17 protein-coding genes and 1 pseudogene are annotated in these 21,277 nt (G+C 67.2%); 11 read left to right on the forward strand and 7 right to left on the reverse strand.

The window, feature by feature from the left end:
- Positions 1-31: 31 nt before the first annotated feature.
- A complete protein-coding gene (gene glgC / locus AB0C01_RS01725; protein ID WP_357245759.1) occupies positions 32-1,264 on the reverse strand; it encodes a glucose-1-phosphate adenylyltransferase in 1,233 nt (410 codons plus the stop codon).
- Between the two features lie 72 nt (positions 1,265-1,336).
- Here glgC and glgA point away from each other — a divergent pair, with 72 nt between their 5' ends.
- Complete coding sequence (gene glgA, locus AB0C01_RS01730; protein WP_357569951.1) at positions 1,337-2,542, forward strand: glycogen synthase; 1,206 nt, start codon at positions 1,337-1,339, stop codon at positions 2,540-2,542.
- 53 nt (positions 2,543-2,595) lie between these two features.
- On the opposite strand, the gene AB0C01_RS01735 is transcribed toward glgA, so the two are convergent.
- Complete coding sequence (locus AB0C01_RS01735; protein ID WP_357569952.1) at positions 2,596-3,594, reverse strand: inositol-3-phosphate synthase; 999 nt, start codon at positions 3,592-3,594, stop codon at positions 2,596-2,598.
- Positions 3,595-3,703: 109 nt separating this feature from the next.
- Between AB0C01_RS01735 and AB0C01_RS01740 the strand changes: the two genes are divergently transcribed.
- Positions 3,704-4,954: a DUF222 domain-containing protein gene (locus AB0C01_RS01740; RefSeq protein ID WP_357569953.1), complete on the forward strand. Its 1,251-nt coding sequence runs from the start codon at positions 3,704-3,706 to the stop codon at positions 4,952-4,954.
- 19 nt (positions 4,955-4,973) lie between these two features.
- Here the strand turns inward: AB0C01_RS01740 and AB0C01_RS01745 are convergent, their stop codons facing one another.
- Positions 4,974-5,804, reverse strand: a complete 831-nt coding sequence (locus tag AB0C01_RS01745) for an NAD-dependent epimerase/dehydratase family protein (protein WP_357569954.1) — start codon at positions 5,802-5,804, stop codon at positions 4,974-4,976.
- On the reverse strand, positions 5,801-6,181 hold the full coding sequence (locus tag AB0C01_RS01750; RefSeq protein ID WP_357569955.1) for a nuclear transport factor 2 family protein: 381 nt from the start codon (positions 6,179-6,181) through the stop codon (positions 5,801-5,803). Before AB0C01_RS01750 ends, AB0C01_RS01745 begins: the two co-directional genes overlap by 4 nt.
- Positions 6,182-6,317: 136 nt before the next feature.
- Here AB0C01_RS01750 and AB0C01_RS01755 point away from each other — a divergent pair, with 136 nt between their 5' ends.
- Positions 6,318-6,893 carry a TetR/AcrR family transcriptional regulator gene (locus tag AB0C01_RS01755; RefSeq protein ID WP_357569956.1) on the forward strand — a complete coding sequence of 192 codons (576 nt, stop codon included), beginning with the start codon at positions 6,318-6,320 and terminating at the stop codon, positions 6,891-6,893.
- Between the two features lie 17 nt (positions 6,894-6,910).
- Here AB0C01_RS01755 and AB0C01_RS01760 read toward each other — a convergent pair.
- Positions 6,911-7,048: pseudogene (locus AB0C01_RS01760) on the reverse strand (helix-turn-helix domain-containing protein); the annotation flags it as partial.
- A 288-nt stretch (positions 7,049-7,336) separates the two neighbouring features.
- Between AB0C01_RS01760 and AB0C01_RS01765 the strand changes: the two are divergent.
- The 3 genes from AB0C01_RS01765 to glgB all read left to right on the forward strand — a co-directional run bounded on the left by AB0C01_RS01765 (position 7,337) and on the right by glgB (position 12,471).
- The gene (locus AB0C01_RS01765; protein ID WP_357569957.1) at positions 7,337-8,140 is read left to right on the forward strand and encodes a hypothetical protein; all 804 of its coding nucleotides are present in this window, start codon (positions 7,337-7,339) and stop codon (positions 8,138-8,140) included.
- A gap of 165 nt (positions 8,141-8,305) precedes the next feature.
- On the forward strand, positions 8,306-10,381 hold the full coding sequence (locus AB0C01_RS01770; RefSeq protein ID WP_357569958.1) for a maltotransferase domain-containing protein: 2,076 nt from the start codon (positions 8,306-8,308) through the stop codon (positions 10,379-10,381).
- On the forward strand, positions 10,369-12,471 hold the full coding sequence (glgB, locus tag AB0C01_RS01775) for a 1,4-alpha-glucan branching protein GlgB (RefSeq protein WP_357245784.1): 2,103 nt from the start codon (positions 10,369-10,371) through the stop codon (positions 12,469-12,471). The genes AB0C01_RS01770 and glgB overlap by 13 nt, the downstream gene beginning before the upstream one ends.
- 135 nt (positions 12,472-12,606) lie before the next feature.
- On the opposite strand, the gene AB0C01_RS01780 is transcribed toward glgB, so the two are convergent.
- Positions 12,607-13,095: a transposase gene (locus AB0C01_RS01780; protein ID WP_357569959.1), complete on the reverse strand. Its 489-nt coding sequence runs from the start codon at positions 13,093-13,095 to the stop codon at positions 12,607-12,609.
- Between the two features lie 263 nt (positions 13,096-13,358).
- On the opposite strand from AB0C01_RS01780, the gene AB0C01_RS01785 reads away from it, so the two are divergent.
- From AB0C01_RS01785 to AB0C01_RS01800, 4 genes are all read left to right on the forward strand, one after another.
- The gene (locus tag AB0C01_RS01785; RefSeq protein WP_357569960.1) at positions 13,359-15,599 is read left to right on the forward strand and encodes a hypothetical protein; all 2,241 of its coding nucleotides are present in this window, start codon (positions 13,359-13,361) and stop codon (positions 15,597-15,599) included.
- A 142-nt stretch (positions 15,600-15,741) separates the two neighbouring features.
- Positions 15,742-16,284 (forward strand): acyltransferase, encoded by a 543-nt coding sequence (locus AB0C01_RS01790; RefSeq protein WP_357569961.1) that lies wholly within the window; start codon positions 15,742-15,744, stop codon positions 16,282-16,284.
- The gene (gene nagA, locus AB0C01_RS01795; RefSeq protein ID WP_357569962.1) at positions 16,274-17,449 is read left to right on the forward strand and encodes an N-acetylglucosamine-6-phosphate deacetylase; all 1,176 of its coding nucleotides are present in this window, start codon (positions 16,274-16,276) and stop codon (positions 17,447-17,449) included. The genes AB0C01_RS01790 and nagA overlap by 11 nt, the downstream gene beginning before the upstream one ends.
- Before the next feature lie 2 nt (positions 17,450-17,451).
- Entirely contained in the window at positions 17,452-18,228 is a 777-nt protein-coding gene (locus tag AB0C01_RS01800; RefSeq protein WP_357569963.1) for a methyltransferase domain-containing protein, read from the forward strand.
- 193 nt (positions 18,229-18,421) lie between these two features.
- On the opposite strand, the gene AB0C01_RS01805 is transcribed toward AB0C01_RS01800, so the two are convergent.
- Positions 18,422-19,462 (reverse strand): phosphatase domain-containing protein, encoded by a 1,041-nt coding sequence (locus AB0C01_RS01805; RefSeq protein WP_357065533.1) that lies wholly within the window; start codon positions 19,460-19,462, stop codon positions 18,422-18,424.
- Between the two features lie 173 nt (positions 19,463-19,635).
- Between AB0C01_RS01805 and AB0C01_RS01810 the strand changes: the two genes are divergently transcribed.
- The gene (locus AB0C01_RS01810) at positions 19,636-21,255 is read left to right on the forward strand and encodes a hypothetical protein (RefSeq protein WP_357569964.1); all 1,620 of its coding nucleotides are present in this window, start codon (positions 19,636-19,638) and stop codon (positions 21,253-21,255) included.
- Positions 21,256-21,277 lie beyond the last annotated feature (22 nt).

The raw sequence follows: 21,277 nt of genomic DNA on the forward strand, positions 1-21,277 counted from the left end.
TGCGGAATCCTCCTCGGGGAGTGCCTGTCGCTCACGGCTCGACCTTCTGGCCCTTGCCGATCACCACGATGCCATTGTCGGAGACGGTGTAGCGCTGCCGGTCCTTCTCCAGGTCGACGCCGATCTCGACGCCCTCCGGGACGAACACGTTCTTGTCCAGGATGGCCCGCCGGACCACCGCGTGCCGGCCGATCTCCACACCCTCCATCAGCACCGAGCCCTCGACGTGCGCCCAGGAGTGCACCCGCACCTTCGGCGAGACGATCGAGTTCTCCACCAGCGAACCGGAGATCACCACACCGGGCGAGACCATCGAGCCGACCGCCCGGCCGACGCGCTCACCCCACTGGTGGACGAACTTCGCCGGCGGCCACGGCGGCTGCTCGGTGTAGATCGGCCAGTCGAAGTTGTAGAGGTTGAAGACGGGGTGCACGTTGATCAGATCCATGTGCGCGTCGTAGAACGAGTCGAGCGTCCCCACGTCCCGCCAGTAGCCGCGGTCCCGGTCGTTGCTGCCCGGCACCTCGTTGTCGCGGAAGTCGTAGACGTTCGCCTCGCCCCGCTCGACGAGCATCGGGATGATGCTGCCGCCCATGTCGTGCTTGCTCGACTTGTCGGCCGCGTCGCGCTCGACCGCCTCGCAGAGCGCACGGGTGGTGAAGACGTAGTTGCCCATCGAGGCGTAGATCTCGTCCGGCGCGTCCGGCAGACCGACCGCGTCGGTGGGCTTCTCGCGGAACGCCCGGATCTTCCGGCCGTCCTCGCCGACCTCGATGACGCCGAACTGGTCGGCCATCGACAGCGGCTGGCGGATGCCGGCGACGGTGACCGCGGCACCGGAGGCGATGTGGTCCTCCACCATCTGCCGCGGGTCCATCCGGTAGATGTGGTCGGCGCCGAAGACGATCACGTAGTCGGGCTGCTCGTCGTTGATGAGGTTGAAGCTCTGGTAGATGGCGTCGGCCGAGCCGGCGAACCACCACGGGCCACGACGCTGCTGCGCGGGCACCGGGGTGACGTAGTTGCCGAGCAGCGTGGACATCCGCCAGGTCTTGGTGATGTGCCGGTCGAGGGAATGGGACTTGTACTGGGTCAGCACGACAATCTTGAGATAGCCGGCGTTTGCCAGGTTGGAGAGGACGAAGTCGACCATGCGGTACATCCCGCCGAACGGGACGGCCGGCTTGGCCCGGTCCGTGGTGAGTGGCATCAGGCGCTTGCCCTCACCACCCGCCAGGACGATCGCGAGCACCTTGGCAGCCATGCCACGACGCTATCCACCCGCGTCGGACTTCACCACTCGTACGGGGACTCTTCTGCATTAGGGTGCGGGGTCATGACGGAACCCACCCCGCTGCGCGTCGATCTGCTCACCCGCGAGTACCCGCCGGAGGTCTACGGCGGCGCCGGGGTGCACGTCGAGTACCTGGCCCGGGAGTTGCGCCGCCGCGCCGACGTCCGGGTGCACTGCTTCGGTCTGCCGCGCACCGAGCCGGGCGTCACCGCGTACCCCGAACCGCCCGGCCTGACCGGCGCGAACGCCGCGCTGCGCACGATGGGCGTGGACCTGGAGATGGCCGCCGGCACGGCCGGCGCCGACGTGGTGCACAGCCACACCTGGTACGCGAACCTGGCCGGCCACACCGCGAAACTGCTCCACGGGGTGCCGCACGTGGTGACCGCGCACAGCCTGGAGCCGCTGCGGCCGTGGAAGGCCGAACAGCTCGGAGGCGGTTACGCGCTCTCCTCCTGGATCGAGCGCACCGCGATGGAGGCCGCCGACGCGGTGATCGCCGTCAGTGGCGGGATGCGCAACGACGTGCTCACCGCCTACCCGCAGATCGACCCGGACCGGGTCCGGGTGGTCTACAACGGCATCGACACCATTCAGTACGCGCCGGATCAGGCGACCGACGTGCTCGACCGGCTCGGCATCGACCCGTCCCGACCCAGCGTCGTCTACGTGGGAAGGATCACTCGACAGAAGGGGCTGCCCTACCTGTTGCGGGCCGCGCGGGAGCTGCCGGCGGACACCCAGCTCGTGCTGCTCGCCGGCGCACCGGACACCGCCGAGATCGCCGCCGAGGTGGCGGGCCTGGTCGCCGAGCTGCGGGCCAACCGCTCCGGCGTGGTCTGGGTCGCCGAGATGCTGCCCAAGCCCGAGGTGATCCAGGTGCTCACCCACGCCACCGTCTTCGTCTGCCCGTCGATCTATGAGCCGATGGGCATCGTCAACCTGGAGGCGATGGCCTGCGAGACGGCCGTGGTGGCGACCGCGACCGGCGGCATCCCCGAGGTGGTGGCCGACGGCGAGACGGGCCTGCTGGTGCCGATCGAGCAGGTCAGCGACGGGTCGGGGACCCCGTTGGAACCGGGGACGTTCGTCGCCGACCTGGCGGCGGCGATCAACACGCTGCTCGCCGATCCGGCGCGTACCGGGCGGTTCGGCCTGGCCGGTCGCCAGCGCGCGGTGGACCACTTCTCCTGGGACGCCATCGCGGGTCAGACCCTCGACGTGTACCGCTCCGTCGGCGCGGGCTGACGGGGCGAGCCTCGGCGCGGGCTGCGGGTGGCGGGCTGACGGTCATCACCGCCTCAGACCGCCGTACCCGGAGGGGACTTGAGCAACGACGTCACCTCGGCGGAATGGCCACCACGCCCGGTGCGGAGCGCGCTGGCCGCGATGCGGATGAGGTCGATGTTGACCCCGGCGGCACCGCTGGGGTCGTGCACCGTCAGCTTCACGTCGAGGCTCACCGCTGTCTCGCCCCAACCCTGCGCCTCGATGTTGAGGTGAGCCACCTTCTGCGAGCGCAGGTGCGGCAGGTAGCCGAGCGGAGCCACCTCGACCCTGCCGGCGGCGGGTCGCTCGGCAGCGGGTTGCTCGGCGGCGGGTCGACCGGCGGGGTGGCCTTCCGTCAGGGCGTTGAGCTTGGACTGCTTCTTCGTGTTGGGGTTGGCGACCAGGTTGCGGAAGTCCTCGGTGCCGCCCAGGTTGACCTGGTACGAGCTGACCAGCGTGAGGCCCCGCTCCTCGAGCAGCCGCAGCAGCGCTTTGTGCAGCACCGAGGTGCCGAACTGGCTGGCCAGGTCATCGCCGAATAGCGGCAGTCCGGCCGCCGTGAACCTGTCCAGCAGGTGCGGGACGCGGGCGACCGGGTCGGAGGTGGTGTTGATGAAGGCGACGCCGGCGGTGTGCGCCGCCTCGGCGTACGCCCGCGCGGTCTCCGGCCGGCCACTCGGCGCCGAGTAGAGCAGCACCTCCGCACCGGCCAACGCCGCCGCGACCCGCGGCACCCCGGTCGCGTCGACGAGGCCCTTCGTGACGGGCACACCTGCTCGGGGCAGGTCGCAGTTCAGCCGGGGGAAGTTGTTGGGCGGCACGAAGATCGCCTCGGTCAGATCCCGACCGATCTTCTCCGCGGAGGTGGCGAAGGCCGCCACGACGTCGATGTCGCCCACCCCGAGCCCGTCGATCGTCGGCCGGCGGATGCCGACCAGGCTGCCGCTCTGGCGGTAGAGAGCAAGCCCCTGCACCAACGCCGACGTGTTGTTGCCGACACCAACGACCGCGACCCTCACCCGTTCGATCATGGCGGGAGGTTACGTCACCTCCGCGCATTCCGGTGGTCCTGATGATCGGCCTGCGGCGGGACGATCAACGACACCGGAAAGTGTCGTACAGGCGTTCTAATCTCCACCTGTGATCGATGCGTTGGAGCAGGCCGAGGCCGCAGTGGCGGCCTGCTTCGACACGCCCGTCTGGGCCGCCGGCGAGCGCGATCTCGTGGTGGCGCTGGACGCGGTGCACCGCGTCGAGCAACGGCTGGCCGCGGTCAAGCTGGCCCTCGTGCGGGAGTTGGACGGCCGCGGCACCGCGACGACCCAGGGCGCGTCCTCGACGGCGGTGTGGCTGCGGGACCGGCTGCGCCTCGGGGTCGGCGCCGCCCGCCGTCTGGTCGAGCTGGCCGCGACGCTTGACACCGCCCCGCCCGGGGTGCGGGACGCGTTGGCCGGCGGTTCGGTCGACGTGGAGCAGGTCCGGGTCATCGCCGCGACGGTCGAGACCGTCCACGCCGCCGCCGGCACGGAGGCTGCCGACAAGGCCGTCGGTGTCCTCGTCGAGTGGGCGGCGCAGTTCGACGCCGCCCTGCTGCGCAAGCTCGGCACCCGGATCCTCGACCACGTCGCCCCGGAAGTCGCCGACGCCGCCGCCGAGGCTGCCCTGCGGGCCCAGGAGTCGCGGGCCATGCGGGACCGGCACGTCACGATCAGCGAGCAGACCGACGGCCGAATCCGCCTCACCGGCGTCCTCGACACCGAAGCCGCCGCCGCGCTGCGCGCCGCCATCGACCCCCTCACCACACCCACCTGCCCCGACGACGCCCGCACCCCAGGCCAACGCCGCCACGACGCCCTCGCCGACATCTGCCGACTCGCCCTACGCACCGGCGACATCCCCCAAAACGGCGGTGACCTCGCTCAGGTCGTCGTCACCACCACCTATGACGAGTTGACCCGACAGCTGACCAACGGCGCTCTCGACACCGGCCTACACCTCACACCCGAGGCCGTGCGCCGGCTCGCCTGCGACGCGGCAATCCTGCCCGCCGTCCTCGGCGGCACCGGCCAACCACTCGACGTCGGCCGACAACGCCGACTCATCACCGGCTCACTACGACGCGCCCTGGTGCTGCGAGACCGGGGCTGCGCCTTCCCCGGCTGCGACCGACCACCCCGCTGGTGCGACGCCCACCACATCCACCACTGGGCCGACGGCGGCACCACCAACCTCGACAATGCCGTCCTACTCTGCGGCCACCACCACCGCCACGTGCACCACAGCGACTGGGCCGTCCGGCTCGGCGACAACGGGCACCCCGAGTTCATCCCACCCGCCTGGCTCGACCCCGAACAACTCCCCCGCCGCAACCACTACCACCGACGCAACTAGCCAGACAGCCGGCCGAGTGTCAGCCAGAACGATCGGCGCACAGGCGGTCCCGGCAGAAGTCCCGGAAGGATCGTGGCGTACGACCTGTCACGTCTGCGACGGTCGACGTCGTCCGGTCCTCCGCGCCTGCCGCGATCGCCGTGTCCAGGCTCGCGAGGAAGCGGGCGAAGTCCGGCGGTATGCCGTTGGCGCTGTGGCGTTCGGCCAGTTCCGCCGCGTCGATCGCACGGTGCCGGACCGGCCGGCCGCCGGCCTCGGTGAGGATGGCGGCGACAGCGTCGTAGCTCAGCGCCTCTGGGCCGGTGATGATGTGGTCGGTGTTGTGCGCCGTCGGGTCCGTGAGAGCGCGCACCGCCACCTCGGCGATGTCGGCAGGGTCGACGAAGCCGACCCGGGCGGTGCCGGTGGCGCTGACGATCTCGCCATGGTCGCGGGCGCTCACGGCGTACGGCTGCTCACCCACGAAGTTCTCCATGAACCAGGACGGTCGCAGCACCGCCCACTCCCCGAACAGCTCACCGAGGCGTGCGTGCACCAGGCCCAGCCCGTGCTCGGCGGGCGGGACGGCCGAGGAGCTGAGCAGGACCACCCGGCGGACACCGGCGTCGCGTGCCCGCTCGAGGAAGGGCAGCATGATCGGCGCCGGGTCGACCTCGCCGACCGGGGGGATGGCGTAGATCGCGCGCACGCCACCCAGCACGTCTGAGTGGGTGGTCGGGTCGCGCCAGTCGAAGCGGACCCCTCCGGCGGTGGGGCGTCGGCTGGCGATCCGGGTGGGGTGACCGCGCTCGGCAAGCGTGGCGGCGACGATGCGGCCGGTGGTCCCGGTGCCACCGATGACCAGGATCATGAGCGCACCAGGCCGCCACCGAGCAGCTCCTGTGCGGCGATCGGATCCCAGTAGTCGCGATAGTGCACGAGCCGCCCGTGACGGATGGTCAGGACGGCGATGTAGCGCACCTCGTACGGCCGACCCGTCGCGACGACGAAGCCGGAGGCGACGAACTCGACGACGATGACCTCGGGGTCCCTGGTCTCGTGCACGGTTCGATCGCGGATCTCGCGGACGTCGAGCAGCGCGGGGTAGTTGATCAGGTAATCGTGCAGCTCGGCGCGCCCGGCTACCCGACGCGGCTGGCCGGGCGGCGCGAACGGGAGCTCCAGCACCGCATCCTCGGCAAACAGCGCGATGAACCTGGCCATGTCCTTGGCGAGCAGCAGCTCCATGCCGCGATGGAACACGGCGGTGGGGTGGTCCGACATGATCGTCCTTTCGTCGTCCGGTACGGTCGCGCTAAGATGCGGACCGCCGGTCCGCTTAAACTATACGGACCGCTAGTCCGTTTGGCGAGAGGGGTGTCCGGTGCGGGCCGATGCGCTACGCAACAGGGAGTCGGTGCTGGCCGCCGCCGGGCGTCTCTTCGACACCGCAGCCGACCCCGACCAGGTGTCCATGGACGACATCGCCACCGCAGCCGGGGTCGGCAAGGGCACCCTGTTCCGGCGCTTCGGCGACCGCATCGGGCTCATCCGCGCCCTCTACGAGCAACGGGGACTGCGGTTGCAGGCTGCGCTCGCGGTGTCACCCCACCGGCCGGCGGCGGAGCAGGCCGTCGAACTGCTGCGGGCCATGCTGCGCTTCAAGCTCGACAACCGGGTGCTCACGCTGGCGCTCGAGAGCGCCGGGAGCGGCAGCCCGTACCGCAATGAGGCGTACGACCACTGGCACGCCCTGCTGGCCGGCCTCGTCGCGGAGGCACGCGGCCCGCAGGCGGCGGACTATCTGGCCCATGCCCTGCTCGCTGCCGTCCGCAGCGACCTGGTCGAGCACCTGCGCGACTGGCCCGAAGCGCGGTGGCACGCCGGCCTGGACGCACTTGTCGACTCCGTGTTCGGACACGACGGCCAGTCCGAGCTCCCCGCAGGTCCACCGCGCTGAGCTGGTTCTCAGTGGGCCAGCCGACGTACCCCACGCTGGACCTTGTCCACCCAACTCGTCGACTTGCCCAGCCGGTCGGCGAACTGCTGCTGCGTCATGTTGCGCCGCACCCACTCGGGTTTCCGGAGACCGCTCGAACCAGGATCTAGTGGCATCGCCGACGCGCCGAGACCACTACAACCAGGATTCTGTGCGAGCTTGCAGCCTGCGGATCGTCGCGACGGGGCAGGGCAGGCGAGGTGCTTGGCCGCGCGCAAGCGGGCGACCGCCGGACGACGGGAGCGGCGGTCAGCGGCCCGGTGTGGTCAGTCGTCCGGCGTGGTCAGCGTCAGGCCCCTGTCACGTGTCTCACACGACACGCGACACAAGCCCGACACGGTGCGTCTCCTGCGTCTCGGGTATTGGCTCGACGCCTGGATGGTCGGCTGCCAGGATGCTGAGCCATGGCGGACGACGGGTCGAGCAGCCCACCGCAGCTCGCGGCGTGGGCGGATGTCGACCCGGCGCGATACCCGTTCGACCCGGTCGAGATGTCGGTGGCGGTCCGGGCGTTGGTCCCTCCGCCGCCTCCCCCGCCGGCCTTCCGCGACGGCGGGTGGGTCGGGGGAGCAGAGGCCTTCGCCTGGGTCGATTCCGTCAGCACTCTGCTGTCCGACCGGTACGGCCCGTGGGCCTATCGCTGGCACTGGGGGCCCCGGGAGAGGGAGCATGTGGGCTTCGTGACCGACCGCATCCCGGCCCCGGCGGACGCGCCGACGTTCGTCGCCGACGCGCTGCTGGCCTGGCGGCGCTGGTTGGAGAGCCTGGCTGAGCGGTTCGACCACCTTCTGCCGTCGCTCGATCCGGGGCGGGCCGGCGACGCGGCGGAGGTCGTCGCCTGGGAGGTCGCCGGCGAGCAGTTGATGACCTTCGTCGCCGCCCCCGTCGTCGACAACGACGGCTGGCAGGGGTACTCCCAACTCACCCTGCAGTGGTTCCTCACCGCCACAGGCATACCGCCGGAACAGGCGCGGGTGGTGGTCGGCGGAGCCCTCAAAGGGTTCGGCTGGTGGGCGCCGCTGACCGCGGTGGAGATCGGCGAGATCGGCGGCAGGGTCGCCCGAGACGTGCTCGGCCTCACCGGGAGCGTGCCGCCCGGCCGAGTCGACGACTGGCCCGACACCTGGCCACACGGTTGGCCGACCTGGCGGGCGACGAACACCAGCGCGGGCGCCGGGCCGCCGCCCGACCGTGGGCGCTACAGGTGATCTGCCCCTCACCGACGCCACGAAGACGCGCACAACGTCGGAGGGTGACGCCGCGCGGCAGCACGTACCCCCGAACGTGCACGGATCTTGACGCGCAACCCCGGGGTAGGGCGGACCGGCGGGCTTGGCCGCGCGCGAACGGATCTCGCGCAGTAGGTTGGCGGGGTGACTGGACGGTTCCCGATCGAAGACGTCTCCCCTGTCGTCTCGTGCGGGCGGTACCCGGCCAAGGCGGTGGTCGACGAACCGGTCCCGGTGTCGGCCCGCGCCTACCGGGAGGGGCACGACGCGCTCGGCTGCAACGTGGTCTGGATGGGTCCGGATGGCGTCACCAGGCCGTTCACCCGGATGCGCCCCGGCGAGCCCGGCCAGGACCGGTGGCACGCCACCATCCGGCCGGACGCCGTCGGCTCCTGGGCCTTCGCCGTCGAGGCGTTCCAGGACCCGTACCTGACCTGGCAGAACGCGGTGACGAAGAAGATCGCCGCCGGGCAGGGGTCGGAGGACCTGGCCAACGACCTGGCCGAGGGCGCGCGGGTGCTCGCCGCCGCCCGGGACCTGGTCCCGACCGCCGAGCGGCCCCGGATCGCCGACGCGCTCACCGCGCTCGTCGAGACCGACCTGCCGCTGCCGCAGCGGGTCGGCCCGGCCCTGGCGCTGGCCGACCTGCTCTGGGAGCACCCGGTGCGGGAGCTGGTCACCTCCGGTGACACGTACTCGATCTGGGTGGACCGCAAGCGGGCGCTCTACTCGGCCTGGTACGAGTTCTTCCCCCGCTCGGAGGGGGCGACGCAGGACCGGTCCGGCACCTTCGCGACCGCCACCGAGCGGCTGCCGGGCGTCGCCGCGATGGGCTTCGACGTGCTCTACCTGCCGCCGATCCACCCGATCGGCCGGGTCAACCGCAAGGGCCGCAACAACGCGCTCACCGCCGGGCCGACCGACGTGGGCTCGCCGTGGGCGATCGGCGCCGCCGAGGGCGGCCACGACACGATCCACCCCGACCTGGGTACGCCTGCGGACTTCCGCGCCTTCGTCGAGGCGGCGGCGGCGCAGGGCCTGGAGGTGGCGATGGACCTGGCGTTGCAGTGCGCGCCGGACCACCCGTGGGTCACCGAGCACCCGGAGTGGTTCACCACCCGGGCCGACGGCAGCATCGCGTACGCGGAGAACCCGCCGAAGAAGTACCAGGACATCTACCCGGTCAACTTCGACAACGACCCGGAGGGCATCCGGGCCGAGGTGCTGCGGGTCGTGCTGCACTGGGTGGGCGAGGGCATCCGGATCTTCCGGGTGGACAACCCGCACACCAAGCCGTTCGACTTCTGGCGCTGGCTGATCGCCGAGGTGAAGAAGGTCGACCCGGACGTGCTGTTCCTGGCTGAGGCGTTCACCCGGCCGGCCATCATGCACGGCCTGGGCAAGATCGGCTTCACGCAGTCGTACACCTATTTCACCTGGCGCACGACGGCCGCGCAGATGCGGGAGTACTGCGAGGAGCTGGTCGCGTCGGCCGACCACATGCGGCCGAACTTCTGGCCGAACACCCCGGACATCCTGCACGAGTCGTTGCAGCACGGCGGCCCGCCGATGTTCAAGATCCGGGCGGTGCTGGCCGCGCTGCTCTCCCCCTCCTGGGGCATGTACGCCGGTTTCGAGCTGTTCGAGCACGTGGCCCGGCCGGGCGCGGAGGAATACCTGGACAACGAGAAGTACGAGCTGCGCCCCCGCGACTGGGCGGGCGCCGAGGCGCAGGGCCGATCGCTGGCGCCGTTCCTGGCCACCCTCAACCGGGTACGCCGCGACAACCCGGCCCTGCACCAGCTCCGCAACCTGCGCTTCCACGAGATCGACAACCCGTCGCTGCTCTGCTGGTCCAAGCACGACCCGGACACCGGCAACACCGTCATCGTGATCTGCTCGTTCGACTCACGTGTGGTGCAGTGGGGTAACACGACCCTGGACATGCCGGAGCTGGGGTTCGACTGGCACGAGCGGTTCACCGTGTACGACGAGCTGACCGGCACCAGCTACGACTGGGGGCAGCGCAACGCGGTGCGGCTCGACCCGTACCTGCAACCGGCGCACGTGCTGACGGTCCGCCGCCCGGCCGCGCCCTCCGCGCCGGAGCCCGCCGGCGTAGAACCGGCGGACCTCACCGTCACCGACGTCCCCACCGAACTCTCCGGCGGTACCGCGCCGACCGCCCCCGCCCCGAAGGACGACCGATGGACCAGCTGATCACCGGCGCGACGCACGACCCGCACGCGCTGCTCGGCGCGCACCCCGCCGAGGGCTCGACGACGATCCGCACGATGCGCCGGGGCGCCGGTGACGTGGTGCTGCTCGTCGGCGACGAACGGCACCCCATGAAGCGGGTGCACGACGCGGGTGTCTTCGAGACCCAGGTCGACGGCACCGTGCTCGACTACCGGGTGGAGGTCGACGGCACCGCGCACGACGACCCGTACCGCTATCCACCGACGCTCGGTGAGCTGGACCTGCACCTGATCCGGGAGGGCCGGCACGAGCGGCTGTGGGACGCGCTGGGCGCGCGGGTATTCGACGAGGGCGTCGCCTTCAGCGTGTGGGCGCCCAACGCCCGCGGCGTGCGGGTGGTCGGCGACTTCACCGGCTGGTCCCCGGACGACGGCTGGCCGATGCGTTCGCTCGGCTCCAGCGGCGTGTGGGAGCTGTTCGTCCCCAACGCCCGCGTCGGGGCGCGCTACAAGTACCGGGTGCTGGGCGCCGACGGGCAGTGGCGGGACAAGGCCGACCCCCTGGCCGCGTACGCGGAGGTGCCGCCGGCGACCGCCTCGGTGGTGCACCACTCGACGTACCGGTGGAACGACGCGGACTGGCTGGCCCGACGGGCCGAGCGGCAGCCGCACCAGGAGCCGATGAGCGTCTACGAGGTGCACCTCGGTTCGTGGCGACCCGGGTTGGGCTACCGCGAGCTGGCCGACCAGCTCACCGCGTACGTCACCGAGATGGGCTTCACGCACGTGGAGTTCCTGCCGGTGATGGAGCACCCGTTCGGCGGTTCCTGGGGCTACCAGGTGACCGGCTACTACGCGCCGACCTCCCGCTTCGGTGATCCGGACGACTTCCGGCACCTGGTCGACCGGCTGCACGCCGCCGGCATCGGCGTGCTCCTCGACTGGGTGCCCGCGCACTTCCCCAAGGACGAGTGGGCCCTCGCGCGCTTCGACGGCACCCCGCTCTACGAGCACCCGGACCCGCGCCGGGGCGAGCACCCGGACTGGGGCACGTACGTCTTCGACTTCGGCCGCAACGAGGTCCGCAACTTCCTGGTCGCCAATGCGCTCTACTGGTGCGACCAGTTCCACGTCGACGGGCTGCGGGTGGACGCGGTCGCCTCGATGCTCTACCTGGACTACTCCCGGGAGCACGGGCAGTGGACCCCGAACCAGTACGGCGGCCGGGAGAACCTGGAGGCCATCGCGCTCATGCAGGAGGTGACCGCGACCGTCTACAAGCACCACGCCGGGGTCGTGATGATCGCCGAGGAGTCCACCGCCTGGCCGGGTGTCACCAGCTCCACCACGGAGGGCGGGCTGGGCTTCGGGTTCAAGTGGAACATGGGCTGGATGCACGACACCCTGCTCTACACCTCGAAGGACCCGATCTACCGCCAGCACCACCACCACCAGCTCACCTTCTCCCTGGCGTACGCGTGGAGCGAGAACTACGTGCTGCCGATCAGCCACGACGAGGTGGTGCACGGCAAGGGCTCGCTGGCCGGCAAGATGCCCGGCGACACCTGGCAGCGGCTGGCCAACGTGCGGGCGCTGCTGGCGTACATGTGGGCGCACCCCGGCAAGCAACTGCTGTTCATGGGTTCCGAGTTGGCCGACGACCGGGAGTGGAGCGAGGAGCGCGGCCTGGACTGGTACCTGCTGCACGACCCGGCCCGCGCCGGCGTGCAGCGTCTCGTCGCCGACCTCAACCGGGTCTACCGGGACACCCCGGCGCTCTGGGCGCAGGACACCGAACCGGCCGGGTTCCGCTGGATCGCCGGCGACGACGTCGCCAACAACACCGTGTCGTTCGTCCGGATCGCCCCGGACGGCTCGACCCTGGTGTGCGTGGCGAACTTCTCCGCCCAGCCGCTGCACGACTACCGGATCGGCCTGCCGGCCGGTGGTACGTGGACCGAGGTGCTCAACACCGACGCCCACCACTACGGCGGCTCCGGGGTGGGCAACCTGGGCGCGGTGCGCGCCGAGGACGTGCCGTGGCACGGGATGGTCGCCTCGGCTGCCCTCCAGGTGCCACCGCTGGGTGCCGTCTGGCTGCGCCAGGGCTGAGAAAGTTACCTCAAACGCCATCGGGCGCCGCTTCACGACTTTCAAGGTGTTGTGGAACCCGAATCCGACTGGTTGGTGCGATTCAGACACCCAGACGATCACCGACGAAGCTGGAACTGGGCGGCAATAAGCCGGTTAGCAGCGCTGGCGAAGTTCCACGTGTCTCGCCACACTCGACCTTAAGGGGGCGACAACCGACCACCGGAAAATTGGGGCACTACGACGCCGTCGCACCCAGCCGTTCCTGCCCGTATTCCAGCGTGGGCATCCTGGTTTGCGCCCCGTCTCGCCCAGGAGTCGCACCGCCAATCGCGCCCGCTGGGTTCTGCCTCGTAGATCTTGGTGTTCGGGGACGGCGCGTAGCCAGTCAAGGGTTTCGACCAGGTCGAGAGCGGCCTGGAAGTGGGTAGCTAGTTTGTCGAGGCCGCTCCAGTGTTTGCGTCGGTTGAAGCCGCGCCCATACCGTTCGGGCAGGTCACGCCATGATGAACCGATCCGTCTGACCCAGCAGATCGCGTTGATGACCTGTCGATGATCGCGCCACTGGTCACCTCGGACCGGTTGCGTCCGCAGCGGTGGCGCCAGCACAACCCACTCGTGGTTCGTCAGATCTCCTCGTGCCACACGGGCCTAACGAGCGAGATCCATGATCTGCGAGACGGAACCTAGCGGAGTCACGTCAGCGCGAGCACACGCTTCGGTCGGGACGTCCCATCCTCCCGAAGCCGCGCGATCTAAACCACAACAAACTCCCAGGCCTGAAACTTCCACGCCTGAGAGTCGAAGCATGACAAGCGGTCCCCCTAGCGCTAAGGTTTTGGGTCCGGCATACTTCGAAGGAGCCGCCAGGCTGCCGCTATTCACATGGTTGCAGAGCAGGGGAATCCATGGCATATCGGGTCGCTGTCATCCAGAATGAGAGCGAGCTGATGCGTTATTCGTATGCCGATGCCAGACACCTGCTTTCCAAGGCTGATTACGAGTGGCTGTACTTCACTTCTGAAAATATTGAAGCATTAACGTCAATGCTGGACCAGTGTGATGCACTCATAATCACCACCAACTCTTGCAACAATCCCCGCATTCTGGCTTGGCTGGAGCGCAGTCAGGCCAAAATATCTTCCTTCCTGCGCGATCGGAATCGCGGTCTACTGATCATGTTCCAGATGGCCCTGGCAGATATGCGCGGTTCCGCGCGGCCCTATCCGTTCCTCTCTTCCAACTACAAATTGAGAGGCAACTACAGATTCGCCTCGGGTGAACAAGCCGCAGATGGGACCTTCGCGGTCTCCAACGGAAGCAGTAGGCACCCACTACTTCGTTTCCCGAACAGGATCGATGTCGACATACTCGAGGGACGGAGCAGAACCAACAACAATGCACCGGGACTCTACTGGGGTTACTACAATGAGTTCGCGGAGAATACATACGACGTTGTCATAGAAGATCCTAGCTTCGACACTCGCCGGCCATTGCTTTTAGCTACGCGAGACGCGGTGGGCCCCCGCATTGTAGCCTCGTCCTTGGTATTTGACTGGCAGCGTCAGGACGATCTATGGGAGAACGCTGTTCGATTTGTGGTCGAGGGCCTAAATGAGGTAGCAATAGTCCGGCGACGAGGAACCTCCTCCTTCAATATGGACCTCTTAGAGCATGCCCTTAGAGAGAGGAGAGTCCCCTTCTCGGTTTACTCAGCCAGTGTTTTGTCGGACTGGAAGGACGAGGATCAACTCTTCCCTTCTGTCGTGTTTGATCCCTCCTGGAGCCGATCAGAAGTAGCGAATGCCTTAAAGTCGAACTTTGAGCAAGATGGCCAGACGTCGACGCACAATTTTTATTTCTTCGATGCAATAACGCCAGCGATACAGGCTACATCAGTTATCCCCCGGACGTCCGAATATAGATCGATTGTTGAGTCGGCGATATCGTGGTTAATCTCCTTGTGGGATGGCCAGCAATGGGAAAAGTCCTTCTGGAGTTCGTACGACGTCATCGACCTACTCTCGACGGTTAAGCTGACCGTCGAGCCCTACAAGGCCGGCCTAATCTCAGATATCAAATCCCGGCTCCAACCGAACGGTAGCTATGACGACGTCTTCGGAGCCACGTGTGCCGTACTGCAAATGTTCTCGTGGCTAGATTACCGCCATGACGACTTCGACAAGGCCCTCGCTTGGGTTTGCGGAACAATTGCCTCCCAAAATCTCTATAATGCGGCAACAGCGGTGGAAGTACTCAAGCGCGTATCGCCGCATTCACTCGATGACGGCACAACCCGCCGAATCGTCGATCAGATCGTGCAGGCGGTCCCCCACTGGGAAGAAGGCCTAGAGACCCTACGCTATATGAAGACTCTCCTGGCCGTCGGTAACCATGAAATTGCTAAAGGCCAAATTGCCAGGCTACTGCCGGCAGCCAGCGGTAAACAAGAGTGGTTAACTGTATTCGGTGCGGCTGAAACGGTCAGCATACTCCTCCAGATATACACCACTGACCAAGGCCGAGGAGACGATATTGAACGCCTCCTTTTCAAGGGTATCGAGTATTTGCTAGATCAGTACGACCGTGATTCGGGGACATGGAGAAACAATGTTGTCGCGACAGCCAAAGCAGCCAAGGCGGTAGCAGAGTTTGATTCCAAGGCATCGCCAGCGATCGTCGATGCCATTCGCTCGATCACCTCACACCGAGGGCAGACAGCTGCGACGCGTGCGACTGATTCTCTTCTGGCTCGCAATAGAACCTTGACCGAGGACTTGGTTGAGATGAGAACCGCCCGCGTCTCCAACCAAGCGAAGCTTGGCAAGCTACAACAGACGACAAGAAAGCTCCAAAATTGGAGCATAGCAACGATAGTGGCCATATACGCCATGGTGATACTGGTCGGCCTTCTCTCGTTAAGCGTCTTTTCCGTGCTCGACAACGCCCTTAAATGGGCTGCCGACTGGCAAGAAGCTTCCGTTCCCTTGGCTCTTTGCCTTCTGCTTCTCCCGCTACTCATGGTCACCGTAGCGCTAACGCAGTTCGGCCGAGATCCGACATGGCTTAGATTTGCGCGCAAACATTTGAGATTCCTCAACTCCGTTGTTGGCCCTGACAATCGCCAAGGAGACCGCAGCGATGCTTAGGTATGCGAGTGAGGTGTTGTCGGCGTCCTGGAAATTCTCAGGACGTTCTCGTGGTGCATTTTGGGCAGCAACTACGCAACGTTGCGGCGCATCGTTTCGAGTTGATCGAGGTGTTCGTATAAGAAACTCGCACAAAATATGCGTGGGAAATCACTGCTGGCTTAAAGAGTCAGTGATCCTCGATGGTCGAACTAACAGAGATACCGGCATACGCATAGGTGACGATGTAATAATTCGCGCCGGATCATATATCGATGCATACGGCGATTGCGGTTACGTGCACATCGGAGATCGCGTTGGCGTTGGTCAGTACGTATACATCGGTGGAAATGGGGGTGTCACCCTCGAAGACGACGTGATGATATCAGGCCACAGTTACCTGGTATCGGCAACTAGGTACACGGACCCCAACAACGCCTACCCTTACAGCAAGCAGGGTGAGGCGAGGCTCGGCATAGTGGTTAGGCGCAATGCTTGGATTGCAGCAAACTGCACCATTCTAGATGGTGTCGAGATCGGGGAGGGCGCCGTCGTCGGCGCCGGTTCCGTTGTAACTAGAGACGTTCCACCCGCAGTCGTAGTGGCTGGAAATCCAGCCAGAAAGATACGACTAGTTAAAGACGAGCGCACCCGTTTGGGTTACAAGTTGAACGAACTAAAGGAGAACCCTGGCAATGAAGGCTGAGCTAGTGCTCCGCAATGCGCGAATCCAATCGCGTGGTGGACTTATCGATCCGGGATTCCTGGCTGTATCTGAAGGAAGACTGGTGGCTATTGGGCGCGACGAAGATGCGCTTAGTATTGAGGCAGACACTGAGGTTGATTGCGGTGGACGCACCCTAACACCTGGCTTGATAGACGTCCAAGTCAATGGCGGCGGGGGGTACATGTTCTCAATGGCCGATGAGCGTAGTCAATACGAAGAAATCGCCCGAGCGCATGCAAGGCTTGGTGTGACTACGATCTGCCCGACTATTGTGACCGGCCCACCGGAACAAATGTTGCGGGCTGTCGAGTTGGCGGCCTCGCTTTGCGCAGAGGACCCGTCCGATCGAGCACGGTGCGCTGGAATCCACGTTGAAGGGCCGTTTCTTGACTACGAGAAGCGTGGCGGCCACACGCCGCGATACCTGCGTGCGCCATCCTTGGAGTTCGCTGAAGAGCTCTTGGACCGAGGCGATGGCTGGATTAAGATCGTGACACTCGCGCCGGAGCTTCCGGGCGCAATGCAGCTCGTCGACTTTTTTGCCGCTAGAGGGGTATTCGTCTCAGCAGGCCACACTGGCGCCGATGCTCGAGTAATGCATGAAGCTGCTGGCCGGGGCATGAGTGGGGTAACCCATATCTTCAACGGCATGGAGGGGCTTCACAATCGGGTCCCCGGAGTCGCCGGAGTCGCCCTAAGCAACGATAGTTTGACGGTAGGCCTCATTGCAGATCTACTTCACGTGAGCCCTGAAGTTTGCACGATGGTCCTGCGTGCAAAGCCAAAAGAGAAATTGTATCTCACGACGGATGCGGTTAGTCCGATGGGCTCCACTCAAGGCTCATTCGACCTCTATGGGGTCACTGTGACTGTGCGAGACGGCGGCTGCTACACAGACGGAGGCGTGCTGGCGGGAACCGCTACTCCTCTAGCCAGAATGGTCGGGAATGTAAAGGACAAGCTCGGGTTCGGCGAGAGAGAGGCTCTTCAACTGGCGACGACTACTCCCGCGACGGTCGTCGGCCGCAACGCCGACCTGGGTGTTTTGTGCGTAGGAGCGATAGCCGATATTGCTATATTTGACCGCGATTTCAATCCGTGGAAAGTTTTCGTCGGAGGAAAGAATATAGAAATAGGCAACTAGCCTTGCTCGGCGGAGAGGGACTGAGTGGTGCCAGAGCATTTTTTGACGACAGAGCGTACCGGTACCTTGGGGAAAGTGCCTGGATCACCGATATCGAGTTGGTCGACGACCTGGTCGAGCCCCTGCAAGGCATGAAAAAAGTACTCGACGTATGTTCGGGTCCATCGGTTTTGGCTGATGCCGCGAGACATCGGGACGCCCGCACCGTAGCCCTAGACTTGAGCTTACGCATGCTGATGCAGGGACCGGCAGACATTGCCCGAGTGTGCGGCGACGCTCAGTCACTTCCATTTCAGGAGAAGTGCTTCGACACAGCACTTTGCCGTCAAGGGCTTCATTATGCCCAGAATCCCCGCGGTGTTGTTGAAGAAATGATTAGAGTCACTAAAGGCGAGGTGCGCTTTTCCAACGTTGTGATGCTGCAGGCGGAAGATCTGCCCTTCTGGGAGTCATACGCCTACTTGGTGACTCCTGCGCGCCGGCAATACTTCCTTCAAGGTGATTTGGCAAGGCTGGCCACGCACCTGGGTTGCGACGTCGTGAGACATCGCATATTCGAGTACAGCACTTCTGTCGCTCCATCGGTTCAACATCTTGATCCAGACGCCCAACAGGCTGTTAGGGACTTGTTCCTTAAACAGCCTGACCACATTACGTCGTCGTATCAGATTCGCCCCTTCGCGACTGACGTCAGCTACGTCGTGCGGTGGGAATCAGTGCACGCTAGGGTTCCCGACTGGCCTCGCGCGCTGGACAGCCGTGATTGGGAGCGTCGTTGATCTCGCGCCACGCTGTCGAGGGACCTGACCAGACAACCATCGGGAACATTGGTTGTTCGCTCACAGCAGTGGCGCGTCGTTTCGCTACCGATCAAGCGCCCATCAGGACGGCCAGCTTATGACGGTGTTGCAAGGTTCGTCCGCCGGAAACCGGGGTGCCTATTTTCGGACGTTAGCAGTGGCAGATTTATGGTCAGACCAGGTTGGCGTCGCGCAGCAGTTGCCACAGGCCGGCGCCGTCCGGCGCGGACAGCCACTTCTGCCCCACCGGCCCCGACGACGGGCGACCCGCCGGGGCGGGCAGGGTGCCGGCCAGCACGGACTGCGTCGGGGAGAGCCGGCGGATCGCCACCCCGGCGACGTTCTCCGGGTGGGCGGCGGCGAACTCCCGGTAGATCTCCTGGTCATGCTGGCCGTCGTCGCCGACCAGCAGCCAGCGCACGTCGGGGAACTCCCGGGCCAGCCGGGCCAGGGTGACCCGCTTGTGTTCCATTCCGCTGCGGAACCAGCGGTCGGCGGTCGGCCCCCAGTCGGTGAGCAGCAGCGGCCCGGCCGGGTAGAGGTGCCGGGACAGGAAGCGGGTCAGGGTGGGTGCCACGTTCCACGCGCCGGTGGAGAGGTAGAAGACCGGCGCGCCGGGGTGCGCGGTGACCAGCCGCTCGTAGAGCACGGCCATGCCGGGCACGGCGTTGCGGGCGTGCTCGTCGAGCACGAACGTGTTCCACGCGGCGAGCAGCGGTCGGGGCAGCGCGGTCACCATCACCGTGTCGTCGATGTCGGAGATGATGCCGAACTTGACCTCCGGGTCGAGGATGCGCACCGGCGCGTCGACCGGCTCGGCGTCCGGAACGCTGAGCCGGACCGTGCCCCAGCCGGGTGGCAGGTCGGCCTCGACGAGTGTGTCGACGAAGCCGCTGCGGTCGGCCTGCGTCTCGTGCCGTACCCCACCGGCCTCGATGGTCACCGTGACGTGCTTGTTGGGCAGGGTGGTGAAGCTGCGCCAGCCCCGGACCTTGTCGAGCCGACCCCGCTGCCGGGTGTCCGGTCGGCCCAGCAGCACCCGACACATCACCCGCACCCAGCCCGGGGCGCCGTAACCGGTGTAGGCGACGATGTTGACCCGCCAGCCGGTTCGCCGCAGCCGGCGCTGGACGAGCTGGTGCACGGCGTCCTCGATCCGCGCAGCCCGGTGCAGGTTCGGAACGGCCAGTTGACCGGCGGGAGTGGGTGGCACGCGCCAACCCTGCCACACGTTGACAGCCACGGCCACGCGAGCCGACCCCGGCCGTGCCGCTGCGGCCCGGCCACCGCGGAGCCGGCCCAGACAACCCCGGCTGCGCCGATCCACCTCGGCGGCCCGTCCGGTCGTGAAACACTCCGGTCGGGACGACGACGGGGGCGTTGGTCGTGTCGCATCCAGAGCAGCACCGTGGGCGATGGCGCCCGCGACTCGACCGGCCGGCGCTCGTCGCGCTGCTGTTCGGGCTGGCCGGGGTCGTCTACCGGCTGGTCCTGACGCTGTACACGGTGCCGGTGTCGAACAGCGACGAGGCCACCTTCGGCCTCGCCGCGCTGCACATCGGGCAGGGCCGGGAACGCCCGGTCTTCCTGTACGGCCAGCACTACATGGGGATGTTGGAGTCGTACCTGGCCGCGCCGCTGGTGGCGGTGGCCGGGCCGAGCTGGCCGGTGTTGCGGCTGCCGATGCTCGCGCTGTACGCGCTGTTCCTCTACCTGATCCACCGGCTGACCCGCCGGCTCTGCGCGCCCTGGTTCGCCACCTTCGTGGTGGGCCTGCTCGCGCTCGGTGGTGAGCGGGTGGTCCGCGACCAGCTCACCGTCGTCGGGGGACGGCCGGAGGTGAAGCCGGCGGTGCTGCTGATGCTGCTGATCACGGTGGGGCTGGCGACCGGCACCGTACGCCGTCGGCGGCTCGCCGTCGCGCTGTTCGGCCTGCTCGTCGGGCTCGCCGCCTGGTCGGACTGGCTGATCCTGCCGTACCTGGCGGTGGCCGGGCTGGCGCTGGTGTGGGCGCTGCGGCGCGAGCTTCTCGGCTGGTCCGGCCTGCTGCTGGTGGCGGGCGTCGTGGTCGGGATCGCGCCGATGGTCTGGGACAACCTGCGCGCCGGGCCGGGTGAGGACTCGTGGACCGTGTTCCGGGAGGTCAGCACCAAGGCGGGGCCGTCGCCGCCGTGGTCGGAGCGGCTCCGGGGCGGCCTGCTGGAGGGAGTGCCGCTGGCGCACGGGCTCTGCCCGGTGGACGGCTGCGGACGCTGGCAACAGTGGTTCGGGGTGGTGTATCCGCTGCTGCTGCTGGTCGGCGCGGTGCTCGCGGTGCTCGCGTACCGCCGGGCCGCCGCGAGCCCGCGCGGGGAGCGGGTCGGGCCGGTCGTACAACTCGCGCTGGTCGCCGGTGCCGCGTTGACCCTGTTGTCGTACGTCCGCAGTCCGCTCGCCGCGACCAGCCCACTGGACAACGCCCGCTACCTGTCGGTGCTGCAACTGTCGCTGCCGGCGGTGCTCTGGCCGCTCTGGGTGGCGGCGCTGACCGCCTGGCGGGGCACCAGCAGCGTGCTGGGGCGGTTCACCGGAGCGCTGTCCGCCGCCGCGCTCGTCGCTCTGACCGCCACCACGCTCGTGGTCACCGTGCTCTTCGCGGCCACCGGCACCGCCGCCTCGCGGACCGAGGAACGCCAGGCCCGGGAGTTGGCCGCCGCGCTGCGCGCCGACGGACCCCACGAGGTGTACGGGGACTACTGGACCTGCAACCGACTGATCTTCAACACGGACGAGACGGTGGTCTGCGCGGTGCTCGACGGTGACCTGTCCCCCGGGCAGAACCGCTACCGGCCGTACTGGCGGCAGGTCGGGCGGGCTCCACGGCCCGGCTACGTGGTGGAGGCCGGTTCCCCGATGGATCGGCGGCTGCGCCGGCTGCTCGCCGACCGGGCCGACGCCACACCGGTGCGCGAGGTGGGCGGCTATCGCGTGTACCACCCCGAGACCCCGGTGCGGCCCTGGCGCTGAGGGCGGGTCGTACGCTGGCCGG

The sequence above is a fragment of the Micromonospora sp. NPDC048905 genome (assembly GCF_040649655.1).
Classification (GTDB): Bacteria; Actinomycetota; Actinomycetes; order Mycobacteriales; family Micromonosporaceae; genus Micromonospora.

Excerpts from the sequence above, each read along its gene's own strand:
- glgC (WP_357245759.1), bottom strand. The coding sequence starts at position 1,264 with ATGGCTGCCAAGGTGCTCGCGATCGTCCTGGCGGGTGGTGAGGGCAAG.
- glgA (WP_357569951.1), top strand. The coding sequence starts at position 1,337 with ATGACGGAACCCACCCCGCTGCGCGTCGATCTGCTCACCCGCGAGTAC.
- AB0C01_RS01735 (WP_357569952.1), bottom strand. The coding sequence starts at position 3,594 with ATGATCGAACGGGTGAGGGTCGCGGTCGTTGGTGTCGGCAACAACACG.
- AB0C01_RS01745 (WP_357569954.1), bottom strand. The coding sequence starts at position 5,804 with ATGATCCTGGTCATCGGTGGCACCGGGACCACCGGCCGCATCGTCGCC.
- AB0C01_RS01750 (WP_357569955.1), bottom strand. The coding sequence starts at position 6,181 with ATGGAGCTGCTGCTCGCCAAGGACATGGCCAGGTTCATCGCGCTGTTT.
- AB0C01_RS01765 (WP_357569957.1), top strand. The coding sequence starts at position 7,337 with ATGGCGGACGACGGGTCGAGCAGCCCACCGCAGCTCGCGGCGTGGGCG.
- glgB (WP_357245784.1), top strand. The coding sequence starts at position 10,369 with ATGGACCAGCTGATCACCGGCGCGACGCACGACCCGCACGCGCTGCTC.
- AB0C01_RS01785 (WP_357569960.1), top strand. The coding sequence starts at position 13,359 with ATGGCATATCGGGTCGCTGTCATCCAGAATGAGAGCGAGCTGATGCGT.
- nagA (WP_357569962.1), top strand. The coding sequence starts at position 16,274 with ATGAAGGCTGAGCTAGTGCTCCGCAATGCGCGAATCCAATCGCGTGGT.